General features: G+C 38.2%; 11 protein-coding genes, 2 tRNA genes and 3 rRNA genes. 8 read left to right on the forward strand and 8 right to left on the reverse strand.

The annotated features are described in order from the left end of the window. Nucleotides 1-268: 268 nt before the first annotated feature. Together JJ847_00575 and JJ847_00580 are read left to right on the forward strand one after the other, a co-directional pair. A complete protein-coding gene (locus JJ847_00575; GenBank protein ID MBO6959385.1) occupies nucleotides 269-406 on the forward strand; it encodes a hypothetical protein in 138 nt (45 codons plus the stop codon). A 461-nt stretch (nucleotides 407-867) separates the two neighbouring features. After that, the gene (locus JJ847_00580; GenBank protein ID MBO6959386.1) at nucleotides 868-1,116 is read left to right on the forward strand and encodes a DUF3104 domain-containing protein; all 249 of its coding nucleotides are present in this window, start codon (nucleotides 868-870) and stop codon (nucleotides 1,114-1,116) included. A 72-nt stretch (nucleotides 1,117-1,188) separates the two neighbouring features. On the opposite strand, the gene JJ847_00585 is transcribed toward JJ847_00580, so the two are convergent. Then, nucleotides 1,189-2,082: a GNAT family N-acetyltransferase gene (locus JJ847_00585; protein MBO6959387.1), complete on the reverse strand. Its 894-nt coding sequence runs from the start codon at nucleotides 2,080-2,082 to the stop codon at nucleotides 1,189-1,191. 156 nt (nucleotides 2,083-2,238) lie between these two features. Between JJ847_00585 and JJ847_00590 the strand changes: the two genes are divergently transcribed. The 4 genes from JJ847_00590 (at nucleotide 2,239) to JJ847_00605 (ending at nucleotide 5,639) form a co-directional block, all read left to right on the forward strand. Continuing rightward, complete coding sequence (locus tag JJ847_00590) at nucleotides 2,239-3,630, forward strand: aldehyde dehydrogenase family protein (GenBank protein ID MBO6959388.1); 1,392 nt, start codon at nucleotides 2,239-2,241, stop codon at nucleotides 3,628-3,630. Nucleotides 3,631-3,704: 74 nt separating this feature from the next. Then, nucleotides 3,705-4,466 carry a LysM peptidoglycan-binding domain-containing protein gene (locus JJ847_00595; GenBank protein ID MBO6959389.1) on the forward strand — a complete coding sequence of 254 codons (762 nt, stop codon included), beginning with the start codon at nucleotides 3,705-3,707 and terminating at the stop codon, nucleotides 4,464-4,466. Nucleotides 4,467-4,546: 80 nt separating this feature from the next. After that, nucleotides 4,547-4,756, forward strand: a complete 210-nt coding sequence (locus JJ847_00600; GenBank protein MBO6959390.1) for a photosystem I reaction center subunit IV — start codon at nucleotides 4,547-4,549, stop codon at nucleotides 4,754-4,756. A 4-nt stretch (nucleotides 4,757-4,760) separates the two neighbouring features. Further along, nucleotides 4,761-5,639 carry a DNA-formamidopyrimidine glycosylase gene (locus tag JJ847_00605; protein MBO6959391.1) on the forward strand — a complete coding sequence of 293 codons (879 nt, stop codon included), beginning with the start codon at nucleotides 4,761-4,763 and terminating at the stop codon, nucleotides 5,637-5,639. 42 nt (nucleotides 5,640-5,681) lie between these two features. Here the strand turns inward: JJ847_00605 and rrf are convergent. The 5 genes from rrf to JJ847_00630 form a co-directional block, all read right to left on the reverse strand. After that, nucleotides 5,682-5,798: ribosomal RNA gene (gene rrf / locus JJ847_00610) — 5S ribosomal RNA — on the reverse strand. A 64-nt stretch (nucleotides 5,799-5,862) separates the two neighbouring features. After that, nucleotides 5,863-8,738: ribosomal RNA gene (locus JJ847_00615) — 23S ribosomal RNA — on the reverse strand. 258 nt (nucleotides 8,739-8,996) lie between these two features. Further along, nucleotides 8,997-9,069 (reverse strand) — tRNA-Ala (locus JJ847_00620). Between the two features lie 12 nt (nucleotides 9,070-9,081). Then, nucleotides 9,082-9,155, reverse strand: a tRNA-Ile gene (locus JJ847_00625). Nucleotides 9,156-9,278: 123 nt separating this feature from the next. Beyond that, a 16S ribosomal RNA gene (locus JJ847_00630) occupies nucleotides 9,279-10,763 on the reverse strand. Together the 16S, 23S and 5S rRNA genes with 2 tRNA genes alongside form the textbook arrangement of a ribosomal RNA operon. Nucleotides 10,764-11,375: 612 nt before the next feature. Between JJ847_00630 and JJ847_00635 the strand changes: the two genes are divergently transcribed. Beyond that, nucleotides 11,376-12,815 (forward strand): glycoside hydrolase 100 family protein, encoded by a 1,440-nt coding sequence (locus JJ847_00635; GenBank protein ID MBO6959392.1) that lies wholly within the window; start codon nucleotides 11,376-11,378, stop codon nucleotides 12,813-12,815. 2 nt (nucleotides 12,816-12,817) lie between these two features. On the opposite strand, the gene JJ847_00640 is transcribed toward JJ847_00635, so the two are convergent. Then, complete coding sequence (locus JJ847_00640) at nucleotides 12,818-13,300, reverse strand: cytochrome b6-f complex subunit IV (GenBank protein ID MBO6959393.1); 483 nt, start codon at nucleotides 13,298-13,300, stop codon at nucleotides 12,818-12,820. A gap of 32 nt (nucleotides 13,301-13,332) precedes the next feature. Beyond that, the gene (locus tag JJ847_00645) at nucleotides 13,333-13,989 is read right to left on the reverse strand and encodes a cytochrome b6 (protein ID MBO6959394.1); all 657 of its coding nucleotides are present in this window, start codon (nucleotides 13,987-13,989) and stop codon (nucleotides 13,333-13,335) included. 72 nt (nucleotides 13,990-14,061) lie between these two features. Between JJ847_00645 and JJ847_00650 the strand changes: the two genes are divergently transcribed. After that, nucleotides 14,062-15,351, forward strand: a complete 1,290-nt coding sequence (locus JJ847_00650) for a peptidase S41 (GenBank protein ID MBO6959395.1) — start codon at nucleotides 14,062-14,064, stop codon at nucleotides 15,349-15,351. Nucleotides 15,352-15,380 lie beyond the last annotated feature (29 nt).

Consider the following 15,380-nt stretch of genomic DNA (forward strand, 5'->3'; position numbering starts at 1 on the left):
TGCATTCTGTGTAAATTGATACCAAAATTAAATTAATATTGAAAAGTAAAATGTTAGCCATTTCTGAAATTATTATTGCAAGTGCTATCTTCCTAGGAATTGTTTATTGGGAAGTTAAATTCTTATATACCAAAACTACTGTAGCGAAATAACTTCACTCAAAACAGAAAAATTAATAACATACAAAATTTAAATAAAATTTAAGAATTTAAGTTGACAAAAAAAGCTGCATCTATGAGAGAATAAACACAAATATTCAGTCCCTCTAATGAGCGAAGTCCAAAATCCTAATACTAATTCAACCCAGCAGCAACAACAGCAACAACAACAATCCTACTCAGACAGCAAAATTAATTCGGCTGAGAGCGAGAGACTTTATCTTGAGATGAAAGAAGCTTGGCTTTAAAATCTAATTACGTGTTTGAAAAAATATTTCTATAAATTTTTAATTTTTTTTTGATTTTGAATTAATCAATACTTTTTTATTTTCTATACCTTTTAAATTTTGTTTAACCGCAAGATAAACTTTTGAGAAAACTAAAGCAGTTAGAGAAAATTAACGGAAGACTCGCAATGGGAGGTTTGATATATTTAGTTTTTACAAAATTAGTTTCCAGCCGGGCCGACATATTAGACCAGCTTAAATCTTATTTAATTTAAGAAATGAATTGGAAATATTATCCAGGAATATTTCTTTCTATATAAGCGTCAGTTAAAGCTAAAATTAACCCCAATATTGTTGAAAATATAGCAATTTCAGTTGATTCCATTTTATTTTTGAATTACCCCTAGTTTGCTAAATAATTCAAAGATCGACAACAAAACTAATAGCTTAATATAGTACATGTATACTATTAACTATTTATTATGAGCTCAGCAACTCCGGAGTTTCTTTTCGTTAGGCCTGGTGATTATGTCGCAATTAAAAAAGAAAATTGCGAAAATACTAAGGAAAAGAATAAAAATTATTGGGTCGGTCAAGTTATAGACTGTATTGGAGGAGCTAGAAATCCAAATTCATGGACCTTGTTTCAAGTCGCCAATATCGATAATGGAGAGATCACTATAATTAACGCGGATATTGTAGAAAAAATTTTGAAACCTTCTGAAAGCTAAGCTTATGGATAGTCAAATAAACTTCCTCCAGTATTACGAAAGCAAAAGGCAAAAGGCACACTTTAAAGGGAATCACCCCAGTTCCAAGCAGGCAAGTCCGTATACTTGATTCATAGGGCAGGGAGGTTGAATGCCTTTATACATTCTGTAAGTTTTTGATATCTCCTCAAATCCCAAACTTGATAAAAGATAATTTGCATAAGGATTCAGATTAGAGCAATCCAATAAGATTTGGGCATCTAAATCACCAACTAACTCCCTTATTAATAGTTCAGCAAGCGGTGGAGTATCCGCTAAAAGAGGACCGATTCTCCAGCCTTGCTCATCATTATCCTCCAAAACACAAGGTCTTACCCTCCCAAATCCATGGCACATCCCATTATTATCGATAATTGCACTGACATTACCATGCGAATTTTTCAACCAGTCATTTAGAAAATGTGGTCTGGGACTAGGCTCTCTTTGAGCATCATAAATTGAGACTGCTTCAGAGGAAATTTTATTACCCGGAACAACTTTAAAAGAACGAAATTGATCTTTATAGAAATTTCTCAATGGCAAATCTTGAAAGCCATTTAATTTCCATCGATTTGTAATGGAAGATTTTCTAAACCCCCACTTTGAGTAATCATTCAATCTATCTGGGGCTGCTTCAAGACCAATACAATCAACATTTTTTAAATATTCGAGGGCATGTTTCCATAATCTCACTCCATATCCATTATTTCGGAATTCTTTTTTAACGATAAATAAACCTATAAAACCATATGAGGAATTATATTTTATACATGCAATAGAACCTATAGGTTTATTATCGAGACAAGCTACCCATACGCCTTGTTTATCTGTATTTCTATAAATTGATATGTCATCCATTCCAGGAGAAAAGCCTTCTAACCTTGCCCAGTTTGTTACCTCTGGTATTTCTTTTATAGATATCAATCTAATTGAAAATTTTTCCCTCATAGAAATATATTAACCAAGATAAATTTGAATTTTTATTGGCAATGTTAATAAATTTGATTATTTCTCATAAATCATTCATTTTGATTAGAGCTACTAAAAACCTTAGTTATTTACAATTTATCCTCTGATATATTTAATACTATTAAAAGGTATAAAATGAAAATTTCTGATAAATTTCATTTAGGAGACATTTATAAATTAAAAGATACAGTTCTCACCGGTAAAACTGAAGAAATAGAATGGCGGATCCAACATATCAATATAGTTTCTAAACTTTTGGATGAAAATAAAAAAGAGATAATAAAATCACTTTTTATTGATCTAGGCAAATCTGAAATTGAAGGGCTTTCAGAAATCCTTTTAGTGAAAGAAGAAATTTCACTCATAAAAAAGAAACTCAATTCTTGGATGCGACCAAAAAAGGTTGATACACCTTTTTATCTATTTCCATCATCCTCTAAAGTTATTTATGAACCTCTTGGGTGTGTATTAATTCTTGGTCCTTATAATTATCCATTACTTTATGTTTTAAAGCCATTGGTAAATATTTTCTCAGCAGGAAATACTGCGGTTATTAAACCATCAGAGAAATGTCCTGCGACCTCAAAACTTATTAAAAAGCTTACTATCAAATATTTCCCTAAAGATGTTCTAATGACAGTAGAGGGAGATTATAAGCAATCCATAAAATTAATTGAACAAAATTTTGACCACATATTTTTTACAGGAAGTACTGAAAGTGGAAAATCTATAATGAAATTAGCTTCAAAAAACTTAACTCCACTAACTCTTGAGTTAAGCGGAGCAAATCCTGTAATTATTTTCAGGAATGCAAATTTAGAAGTTGCTGCTAAAAGAATTGTTTGGGGCAAATTTTTTAATTCTGGTCAATCCTGCATGGCTCCGAATCATGTCTTTGTAGATAAAGAAATTGAAAATATTTTTATAGAAAAATTAAAGAAATGCATAGTAAGTTTTTACGGAGATAATCCAATTATTTCTGAAAACTTATCAAAATTAGAGAAAAAGCAATTTACATCAACTGTAGAAATTCTCAAACAATATAAAAAAGAAAAAAGAATTTTATTTGGGGGGACTTTTAATAAAAAAAAGTTGAAAATATCTCCTACAATCTTGAGAACTAAATTAAATGAAAAAGATATTTTGCAGAAAGAACTATTCAGTTCACTACTTCCAGTAATTGGAATCAATGATAGTGAATCAGCTTTAAAACAGATTAGTCAAGCATCAAAACCATTAGCAATCTACTTATTTGGAGGCAATAAAAAAATCCATAATCATATTTCAAAAGTAACTAGCTCAGGAACAATTTGTATAAATGATGTAATGTTACCAGTCCTTATTCCAAATTTACCGTTTGGAGGCGTTGGGCAAAGTGGTATTGGTAAATTTCATGGAGAAGAGGGGTTTCGAAATTTTTCAAATCAAAAATCTATTACTTTTAAAGGTTTTTTATTTGATTCAAATCTGCGGTATCCTCCTTACGAAAGAGTGAAGAAATTTTTAAAGTTTATTTTTCAGGTTTAAATTACTTAAATTTTTTTTTCAGAAACCTAGCGATTTTAAATTTAAAGATTATCTTTAAATAAAAAGTGAGTTTAATGAAATTTGCATTTTTAGTAATTGCCATATTTATTAATTTTTTTAATCAATCATTGATAAAATCTGAAGAAAAGATATTTTCAGCAAAAAATAAAATTGAGAATATTGCTCAAAAAGAATCAATTACTGAAGTAAAACCAGAAATAAAAAAAATTCATATTGTAAAAAGTGGAGATACAATATCAAGTATTTCAAAATTCTATTCAATCAATAAAGATTTGATTATTAAACTGAATAACTTAAAAGATGAAAATTATATTTTTGTTGGCCAAAATCTTATTATCTCCAAATCTACTGAAAATCATACAAAACAATCAGATTTGATAAATAATTATCATATTATTCAAACTGGTGAAAATCTTACTGAGATATCAAACAATTATGATTTAAAAGTAATCGATCTAATAGAGATGAATAATATCAATAATCCTGATTCAATAAAAGTTGGTCAAAAGCTCATAATAAGAAAAAAGAACAAAATTAATTCAGAAAACTATGAAACAACTAAAAATAAAAAAAATAATGACTTTCTTGAGTTAGATAAGAAAATTTATGGTCCTATAATTATTCAAAGTAAAGCACATAAAGGTTTTAAAGGTAGAAAAGTTCTAAACGTACTAAATCAAGAAAATAAAAAACTGATTCTTTCAATCAATTGCGATACAAATGAATTAGATGTAAGAAGACCTGGCAAGAAGTGGATGGGAAGTAAGCCTGCTAAAGAAGAATTCGAAAATAATTTAATAAATGATTTTTGTTAGAACTTTTAATTAATATGTGTGAATAATTTGTCTAAGAATATTAATGATGAGTTATTCTACAAAAAGTTAAATTAATAGTAATGGCAATTTCAAGAGGAGATCTAGTTAGAGTAAAAAGACCAGAATCATATTGGTACAATGAAATAGGTAAAGTGGCTTCAGTTGATACCTCAGGTATTAAATATAACTGTGTAGTGAGATTCGATAAAGTAAATTACGCTGGGATAAGCGGAACTGATGGTGGAGCAAATACAAATAATTTCGCTGAAAGTGAATTAGAGAAAGCTTAAATAATTGCCTGAATTACCTGAAGTAGAAACTGTTCGCAGAGGTTTAGAGCAAAAACTTAAAAACTTTATTATTAAAAAAGTAGAAGTCTGTAGGGATTCAACTGTTGCATTCCCATCAAACAAAGAAGAATTTATTAAAGGACTTCAGAACTCACTTATTTATAAATGGGATAGAAGAGGAAAATATTTAATAGCTCAATTAAAAGAAATCCAAAATGAAAATACTCAATTTCCTCTAGAGAATTCACAAAATAACGGATTTCTTGTAATTCATCTAAGAATGACTGGATATTTCAAATTTATTGAAAACTCAACTCTGCCCTGTAAACATACAAGAATAAGATTTTTCGATAAAAATAATAATGAGCTTAGGTACGTTGACGTAAGAAGTTTTGGTCAAATGTGGTGGATTAATAAAGGCCTATCGCTTAACAAAGTAATCAAAGGATTAGGTTCATTAGGACCAGAACCATTTTCTAAAGACTTTGATGCAAATTATCTTATTAAAGTTATTTCAAAAAGAACAAAATCTATAAAAGCTATTTTATTAGATCAAACAATAGTGGCAGGTATAGGTAATATTTATGCTGATGAAAGTTTATACTCTGCTGGCATCTCACCTTTTAGGGAAGCTCGAACAATAAAGAAGAATGAATTAATCAAGCTCAAAGAATCAATTGTAACTGTATTAAAAAAAAGTATAGGTTCTGGGGGAACGACATTTAGCGATTTTAGGGACTTGGAAGGAGAGAATGGGAATTTTGGTTTACAGACAAATGTCTACAGGAGAACTGGGAAAGAATGTCGCAAATGTGGAAATTTAATTGAAAGGCAAAAAATTACTGGAAGAAGTACGCATTGGTGTCCTAAATGCCAAAAATAAAAAAGGGCTTACTCAGAATAAGTAAACCCTTTTAAATATTTTACCTGGCATTGAGCTATTTTCTCAAGGGGCTACCCCCTAAATATTTTCGCCGCTGATGCGTTTCACAACCGAGTTCGAGATGGATCGGAGTGGTTCCACATCGCCATGAACACCAGGATAGTGTGAACCTTGAGAACTGCATAGAAAATTATATAAATTAAAAACAATAAATTAAGTTTATTTGGTCAAGCCCTCGGTCTATTAGTACTCCTCCGCTGCACTTGTTACCAAGCTTCCACGTAGAGCCTATCAACGGGTGTTCTTCCCGTGACCTTACTGGCTTAAGCCATGGCAATACTCATCTTGAGGTGGGCTTCCCACTTAGATGCTTTCAGCGGTTATCCACTCCGCACATGGCTACCCAGCGTTTACCGTTGGCACGATAACTGGCACACCAGAGGTGCGTTCCTCCCGGTCCTCTCGTACTAGGGAGAAATCCTCTCAATATTCCTGCGCATACACCGGATATGGACCGAACTGTCTCACGACGTTCTGAACCCAGCTCGCGTACCGCTTTAATGGGCGAACAGCCCAACCCTTGGGACCGACTTCAGCCCCAGGTTGCGATGAGCCGACATCGAGGTGCCAAACCTCCCCGTCGATGTGAACTCTTGGGGGAGATCAGCCTGTTATCCCTAGAGTAACTTTTATCCGTTGAGCGACGGCCCTTCCACGCAGAACCGTCGGATCACTAAAACCGACTTTCGTCCCTGTTCGACTTGTAGGTCTCACAGTCAAGCTCCCTTCTGCTTTTGCACTCAACGACTGATTTCCAACCAGCCTGAGGGAACCTTTGTGCGCCTCCGTTACCTTTTAGGAGGCGACCGCCCCAGTCAAACTGCCCATCAGATACTGTCCGCTTCCCGGATAACGGGTAAGCGTTAGAACCCTAGCTCTAAAAGAGTGGTATCTCACCGATGACTCAATAGTACCCACAAGCACTATTTCAACGTCTCCCACCTATTCTGCGCATTCAGAGCCCGAGCACAATATCAAACTACAGTAAAGCTTCATAGGGTCTTTCTGTCCGGGTGTATGTAGTCCGCATCTTCACAGACAATTCTATTTCGCCGAGCCTCTCTCCGAGACAGCGCGCAAATCGTTACACCTTTCGTGCGGGTCGGAACTTACCCGACAAGGAATTTCGCTACCTTAGGACCGTTATAGTTACGGCCGCCGTTCACCGGGGCTTCAGTCGCCAGCTTCACTAAAAGCTAACCAGCTTCCTTAACCTTCCGGCACTGGGCAGGTGTCAGCCCCCATACATCGTCTTGCGACTTAGCGGAGACCTGTGTTTTTGGTAAACAGTCGCTTGCGCCTCTTCACTGCGACCAGCTCTCGCTGGCACCCCTTCTCCCGAAGTTACGGGGCCATTTTGCCGAGTTCCTTAGAGAGAGTTATCTCGCGCCCCTCGGTATTCTCTACCACCCCACCTGTGTCGGTTTCGGGTACTGGCATTTGTGTCTTAACGAGTATAGGGCTTTTCTTGGAAGCATGACATCACCAACTTCGCTGCCGTAGCAGCTCGTACTCACGCCTTAGCTCAAGATGTTTTCTCCATCTCTCAAAGCCTCGAACGCTTGAACCAGTAACCAACATCTGGCCTGGCTAGCCTTCTCCGTCCCCCTTCTCAAAACACAACTGGTACAGGAATATTGACCTGTTATCCATCGACTACGCCTTTCGGCCTCGCCTTAGGTCCAGACTAACCCTCCGCGGACGAGCCTGCCGGAGGAACCCTTAGGGTTTCGGGGCATGGGATTCTCACCCATGTTTTCGCTACTCAAGCCGACATTCTCACTTCTATGCTGTCCACGTCCGCTTACGCTAACGCTTCACCCTACATAGAACGCTCCCCTACCATAAATAAATTTATCCGCAGCTTCGGTATAACGCTTAGCCCCGTTCATTTTCGGCGCAGGATCGCTCGACCAGTGAGCTATTACGCACTCCTTTGAGGATGGCTGCTTCTAGGCAAACCTCCTGGTTGTCTGGGCAATCCCACCTCCTTTATCACTTAGCGTTAATTTTGGGACCTTAGCTGGCGGTCTGGGCTGTTTCCCTCTTGACTATGGAGCTTATCCCCCACAGTCTGACTGCCTAGTTACACACAGGGTATTCAGAGTTCATATCGATTTGGTACCGCTTTCGCAGCCCGCACCGAAATGGTTGCTTTACCCCCCTGCTGGAGCACTAGACGCTACGCCTCAACGTATTTCGGGGAGAACCAGCTAGCTCCTGGTTCGATTGGCATTTCACCCCTAACCACAGCTCATCCGCTGAATTTTCAACTTCAGTCGGTTCGGACCTCCACTTGGTATCACCCAAGCTTCATCCTGGCCATGGTTAGATCACCAGGGTTCGGGTCTATAAACACTGACAAACGCCCTATTAAGACTCGCTTTCGCTGTGGCTCCACCATTTCCGGTTTAACCCGCCAGTGCCTATAAGTCGCCGGCTCATTCTTCAACAGGCACACGGTCACCCGATTAGTCGGGCTCCCATTGCTTGTAAGCTCACGGTTTCATGTTCTATTTCACTCCCCTCCCGGGGTTCTTTTCACCTTTCCCTCGCGGTACTGTTTCACTATCGGTCACACAGTAGTACTTAGCCTTACGAGGTGGTCCTCGCAGATTCACACGGAATTCCACGTGCTCCGTGCTACTCGGGATACAGCTAGGTCAACTTATCTTTCGATTACGGGGCTTTCACCCTCTGTGGCACGCCATTCAAACGTTTCTTCTAGACTTATTGATCCATATTGCTGTCCCACAACCCCGATAGTCAAGACTATCGGTTTGGGCTGTTCCCCGTTCGCTCGCCGCTACTGAGGGAGTCGTTATTTACTTTCTCTTCCTCCAGCTACTAAGATGTTTCAGTTCGCTGGGTTAGCTCGCACCAACCTATATATTCAGTTGGCCGTACATGGGGTTGCCCCATTCGGAAATTCCCGGATCAAAGTGTGTTTCCAACTCCCCGAGACTTATCGCAGGTAACCACGTCCTTCATCGCCTCTGTGTGCCTAGGTATCCTCCGTGAGCCCTTTGTAGCTTGACCAATAACTTCAAAAATTGAAGCATCAGCTTAATAGAATTGTTATTTAATGCATTCGCACAAATAATAAATCTGCATCATTAAAGATGCTTATTGTCTTTAAAAATAATCTATGCAGTTGTCAAGGTTCTCTGAAAACAATGAAATTAATTCAATGAGTCCAGCATCTTAATGAGTTTAATTAAGAAGCTAGATTCGTTCAGAATTTGATCACAACTCAAAACAATTCCCTTCTATAAATTATGAAGAGGTGGTGATCAGTGGAGGTAAGCGGACTCGAACCGCTGACATCCTGCTTGCAAAGCAGGCGCTCTACCAACTGAGCTATACCCCCAACATAGAGATATGGGCCATCCTGGACTTGAACCAGGGACCTCACCCTTATCAGGGGTGCGCTCTAACCACCTGAGCTAATGGCCCAGGAAAAGTAGTGGGTGTGACCTAGAAAAAACTTAGGAAATAAAATCCTTAAAAATTAAGAATGTGAGATACCGATCGACCTAAGGTGACAAAATTAATATTTAACATTTTGTTGTCTCCCTGTTAGGAGGTGATCCAGCCGCACCTTCCGGTACGGCTACCTTGTTACGACTTCACCCCAGTCATTAGCCCCACCTTCGGCGTCCTCCTCCACAAGGGTTGGAGTAACGACTTCGGGCATGGCCAACTTCCATGGTGTGACGGGCGGTGTGTACAAGGCCCGGGAACGTATTCACCGCAGTATGCTGACCTGCGATTACTAGCGATTCCTACTTCACGTAGGCGAGTTGCAGCCTACGATCTGAACTGAGCCACGGTTTATGGGATTTGCTAGCTCTCGCGAGTTTGCTGCCCTTTGTCCGTAGCATTGTAGTACGTGTGTAGCCCAGGGTGTAAGGGGCATGATGACTTGACGTCATCCACACCTTCCTCCGGTTTATCACCGGCGGTCTTTCTAGAGTGCCCAACTAAATGCTGGCAACTAAAAACGTGGGTTGCGCTCGTTGCGGGACTTAACCCAACATCTCACGACACGAGCTGACGACAGCCATGCACCACCTGTCACTGCATTCCCGAAGGCACCCTCAAATTTCTAAGAGGTTCGCAGGATGTCAAACCCTGGTAAGGTTCTTCGCGTTGCATCGAATTAAACCACATACTCCACCGCTTGTGCGGGCCCCCGTCAATTCCTTTGAGTTTCACACTTGCGTGCGTACTCCCCAGGCGGAACACTTAACGCGTTAGCTACGACACCGAAGGGGTCGATTCCCCCGACACCTAGTGTTCATCGTTTACGGCCAGGACTACAGGGGTATCTAATCCCTTTCGCTCCCCTGGCTTTCGTCCATGAGCGTCAGTAATGGCCCAGCAGAGCGCCTTCGCCACTGGTGTTCTTCCCGATATCTACGCATTTCACCGCTACACCGGGAATTCCCTCTGCCCCTACCATACTCAAGCCTTTCAGTTTCCACTGCCATGATGGAGTTAAGCTCCACGTTTTAACAGCAGACTTGAAAAGCCGCCTGCGGACGCTTTACGCCCAATAATTCCGGATAACGCTTGCCACTCCCGTATTACCGCGGCTGCTGGCACGGAATTAGCCGTGGCTTATTCCTCAAGTACCGTCATATCTTCTTCCTTGAGAAAAGAGGTTTACAGCCCAGAGGCCTTCGTCCCTCACGCGGCGTTGCTCCGTCAGGCTTTCGCCCATTGCGGAAAATTCCCCACTGCTGCCTCCCGTAGGAGTCTGGGCCGTGTCTCAGTCCCAGTGTGGCTGATCATCCTCTCAGACCAGCTACTGATCGAAGCCTTGGTGAGCCATTACCTCACCAACAAGCTAATCAGACGCGAGCTCATCCTCAGGCGAAATTCATTTCACCAATAGGCATATGGGGTATTAGCGGTCGTTTCCAACCGTTATCCCCCTCCTGAGGGCAGATTCTCACGCGTTACTCACCCGTCCGCCACTAACCCGAAGGTTCGTTCGACTTGCATGTGTTAAGCACGCCGCCAGCGTTCATCCTGAGCCAGGATCAAACTCTCCGTTGTGTTCAAATCCTTTTGTAGATAAATCTACTCAATATGAATTGCATTCTCTAAATAAAAATAAGATTGACTTAAATTATCTAGGTTCAGCCTCCTTAAATTATTAAGGATTACTTTGAGTGCACATTAAAAAATATTTTAAAGTGACTTTCCAAGATCTCAGATCCGTTGGTTTTCATAAAAACTAAAGTTAGTAAATGAAAACAATTTATATATTCTTGACGGGACCTCACACCTTTATTGCAAATACATCTCAAAATTACCAAATCTAAATTTGATAAAGTTTTGACGCAATAAAAGCATCAGTTCCTAAGTTTTTAAATTTTCTAGGTGCAGAGTTAAACAACAAGTGATTAACTCACTTCGAAGGGGAAACCCTTCTTCTGGCTGAAAATAATGATCTAGATCAAATCTCCAAAATATTCGTGAAATTACCAAAAATCAGATTTAAGATAATTGCTTGAATATTGCAAAAAAAAATATTTTTGCCCAGAAGAAAATATTAAACCATCCCACTGTAATTGTGCAACCTTTTATACAAAAATTTTTCATTAATTTTTTATTTGTTCAAAGTCTCCTTAAACAACTAGGCTTAAATAAAGGGATATTAATGAAATGGCAGAAAGATTTAGTCAAAAAAATTTAAGAGTAAGACCAAGTTCCGATGAGGAAACAATTGTAACAAATGCTCAAAAACACTTCGAAAAGACCTTGGTTGAAATATCAGGCGAGCTGGTAGGCAGTGTGGCAGCACTAGAACATCCAACAAAAAATAAAAAATTAAATTACGGAGAAATATTTTTAAGAGACAATGTTCCTGTAATGATTTATCTCCTTACTCAAAAACGATACGGAATTGTAAAAAAGTTTTTGAGTGTATGCCTCGAGTTACAAAGCACTAATTATCAAACTCGTGGTGTATTTCCTACAAGTTTTGTTGAAGAGAATGGGAAACTTATTGGAGACTATGGTCAAAGATCAATTGGCAGGATTACTTCAGCTGATGCAAGTTTATGGTGGCCAATTTTATGTTGGTACTATGTCAATAAAAGTGGTGATTATGAATTTGGAAAAAGTCAAAGTGTACAAAGAGGTATTCAACTTTTATTAGATTTAGTACTGCATCCAACATTTGAAGGCACTCCCGTACTTTTTGTTCCAGATTGTGCATTTATGATTGATAGACCTATGGATGTGTGGGGAGCACCACTAGAAGTTGAAGTTTTACTTCATGGATGTTTAAAAAGCTGCATAAATTTAATGGAATTAAGTCGAGCAGATCATGTAAGCAGATTATTAGATCAAAGACTTATTCTCACAAATCAATGGGTAAAGGATCTAGGAAGTTTTCTCTTGAAACATTATTGGGTTACCAGTCAAACAATGCAAATCTTAAGAAGAAGGCCAACTGAGCAGTATGGTGATGATCAACACTTCAATGAATTTAACGTTCAACCTCAGGTAGTTCCCTCATGGCTTCAAGATTGGTTAGAAAATAGAGGTGGATATTTAATAGGAAATATTAGAACAGGAAGACCTGACTTTAGATTTTATAGTTTAGGAAATTCTTTAGCCTGTATGTTCGGCGTACTTCCGCCTGCGGAACAAAGAGCTCTATTTAGATTAGTTTTACACAACAGACAGCACTTAATGGCCCAAATGCCTATGAGAATTTGTCACCCCCATATGGATGTAGAAGAATGGCAAAACAAAACTGGTTCGGATCCAAAGAATTGGCCTTGGAGTTACCATAATGGTGGTCACTGGCCAAGCTTACTTTGGTTTTTTGGCACAGCGGTTCTATTACATCAAAAGAAATTTCCTTCTGATGATGTAATTCTTATGGAAGAAATGAAATCTTTAATAGAAGAATCCTATTGGTGTCAACTAAATCAATTGCCGAGGCAAGAATGGGCCGAATATTTTGATGGACCTACTGGTACTTGGGTTGGTCAACAATCAAGAACTTACCAAACATGGACAATTGTTGGTTTTCTTTTAATGAATCATTTTCTTAGAGAAGATAATGATGATCTAGATATGTTTAAAATATAGTTTTAAAAAAGACCTAAAGTTAGAGACTTATCTATAGGCAAACAAGCCCCTATACCAAGATAAATTGTTAAAAAAGTACCGAATAAAAAAACTGACATTGCTATTGGCCTTCTAAAAGGGTTAGAGAATTTATTGACATTTTCAATGAAGGGTAAAATTATTAATCCAAGAGGAATTAACGTTTGAAGCGCAATACCTAAAAGTTTATTTGGAACTACTCTTAATATCTGGAAAACTGGGTAGAGGTACCATTCAGGGAGAATTTCTAAGGGAGTTGCAAAAGGATTTGCTTTGTCTCCCAACATTGCAGGGTCAAGAACAGCTAATCCAACTACACATGCAATGGTACCTAATATTACTACCGGAAATATGTATAGTAAATCGTTTGGCCAAGCTGGCTCTCCATAATAGTTATGACCCATACCTTTGGCTAACTTTGCCCTTAATTTTGGATCAGATAAATCTGGTTTTTTTAAAGTTGACATTTGAAATTAGGAGATAATTTAATTATAAGTGTTTATAAAGGACCTGAAATACCCTGTTTACGAATCATTAGAAAATGCATCAACATGAATACTGCTAATGACCATGGCAAAACAAAAGTATGAAGACTATAAAATCTGGTAAGAGTTGATTGTCCAACACTTTCTCCACCCCTAAGTAGTTCAACCATAAAATCTCCAATTACTGGTATCGCTGCAGGTACTCCTGAAACAATCTTAACTGCCCAATAACCGACTTGGTCCCATGGTAAAGAATAACCTGTAACACCAAAAGCAACAGTTATGACGGCCATTACAACGCCTGTAACCCATGTCAGTTCTCTTGGTCTTTTAAAACCACCGGTAAGATAAACTCTAAAAACATGGAGAATTAACATTAAGACCATCATAGATGCACTCCATCTATGAACAGATCTTATTAACCATCCAAAACTTACATCTGTCATTAAATAACTAACTGAATTGTAAGCTTGAGTAACTGTTGGCTTATAGTAAAAAGTCATTGCAAAACCTGTTGCAAATTGAATTAGGAAGCATACTAAAGTTATGCCTCCTAAACAGTAGAAAATATTTACGTGTGGGGGTACGTACTTGGAAGTTACGTCGTCAGTTATGTCCTGTATTTCAAGTCTTTCTTGAAACCAATCGTAAACAGATGAAGAATTCGCCATCCAAAAAAAAATTAGCTTTGATATTAAAGAGCTTACTTAAAATTCTTATACTTGGTGTTAACACTTAACCCAATGAATTCATCTTTTAACAAACTTTTAACATTCAAAACATTGATCACTGCGTTCATGATCATTGTTTTTTCTACCAATTTTTTATTGATTGATGAGGTAGATGCCCTCAGTGATAGTAAGCAATTAGTCCTTGACGCTTGGTCCCTGGTCAATGAGGGTTTTTACGACCCAGAAAAGTTTGACGAAATACAATGGAAAAGAATTAGACAAAAAACATTACAGAAACAAATTGAAACAAGCGAGGAGGCTTATTCAGCAATTGAAGACATGTTAAAACCTTTGGAAGATCCATATACTAGGGTTTTGCGTCCAAAAGATTATGAGCTCCTGAAATCTAGTAATTTTGGTAGTGAGATAAATGGCGTCGGTCTTCAATTGGGCGAAGATGAGGAAACCAAAAAAGTTAAAGTTGTTTCTACTCTTGGAGGCTCACCTGCGGAAGAAGCAGGAATAATTAGTGGGGACTTTATAGAAAAAGTGGATGGGGTTTCATCAGAAGAATTAGGACTTGCAAATACGGCCTCTAAGTTAAGAGGGGAATCAGGAACAAAAGTCTTAGTTGAAATTTCTTCTGAACTAGAGGGAATTAGGGAAGTAGATTTAGAAAGAAGAGCAGTTGATCTTAGACCAGTCAGGACAAAAAGACTAAGAGATGATTCTCACACAATAGGATATTTAAGGATAACTCAATTTAGTGAAAGCGTACCCAAAAAAGTTGAGGAAGCTCTTCAGGAGTTAAAAGAAAAAGAGGTTGAAGGATTAATATTAGACCTCAGAAATAACTCAGGTGGGCTAGTAAGCTCTGGGATAGCAGTTGCAGACTCATTATTGAGTGAGAAGCCAATAGTAGAGACTAAAGACAGAAACGGGATCAAAGATGCAATAACTTCTCAAAGAGAAACATCTTTTGATGGCCCGATGGTAACTTTGGTGAATAAAGGAACTGCTAGTGCAAGTGAAATACTTGCAGGTTCTTTGCAGGATAACGATAGATCGATTCTTATGGGAGAACAAACTTATGGAAAAGGTTTAATTCAATCCCTAAAAAGCCTAGGTGAAGAGAGTGGAATAGCGATAACAGTTGCTAGTTACATAACTCCCAACGGCAATAATATTCAAGGTCAAGGGATTACCCCTGATAAGTTATTGGATCTTCTGGATGCTAGTGAATACGGAAGTTCTGATGACAGATGGTTAAGGAATGCAGAATTATTTCTTGAGTCACTTCTAGAAAAAGAAGAAGTTTCCATTGAAAATAGCTCTCCGAGCAGTGATGGGATTAAAACTTGAAATAGCAAACAATTGATAAAAAAAAATTA

Origin of the sequence: Prochlorococcus marinus CUG1438 (assembly GCA_017644325.1) — a bacterium.
In the GTDB taxonomy this organism is placed as follows: Bacteria; Cyanobacteriota; Cyanobacteriia; order PCC-6307; family Cyanobiaceae; genus Prochlorococcus_A; species Prochlorococcus_A marinus_AA.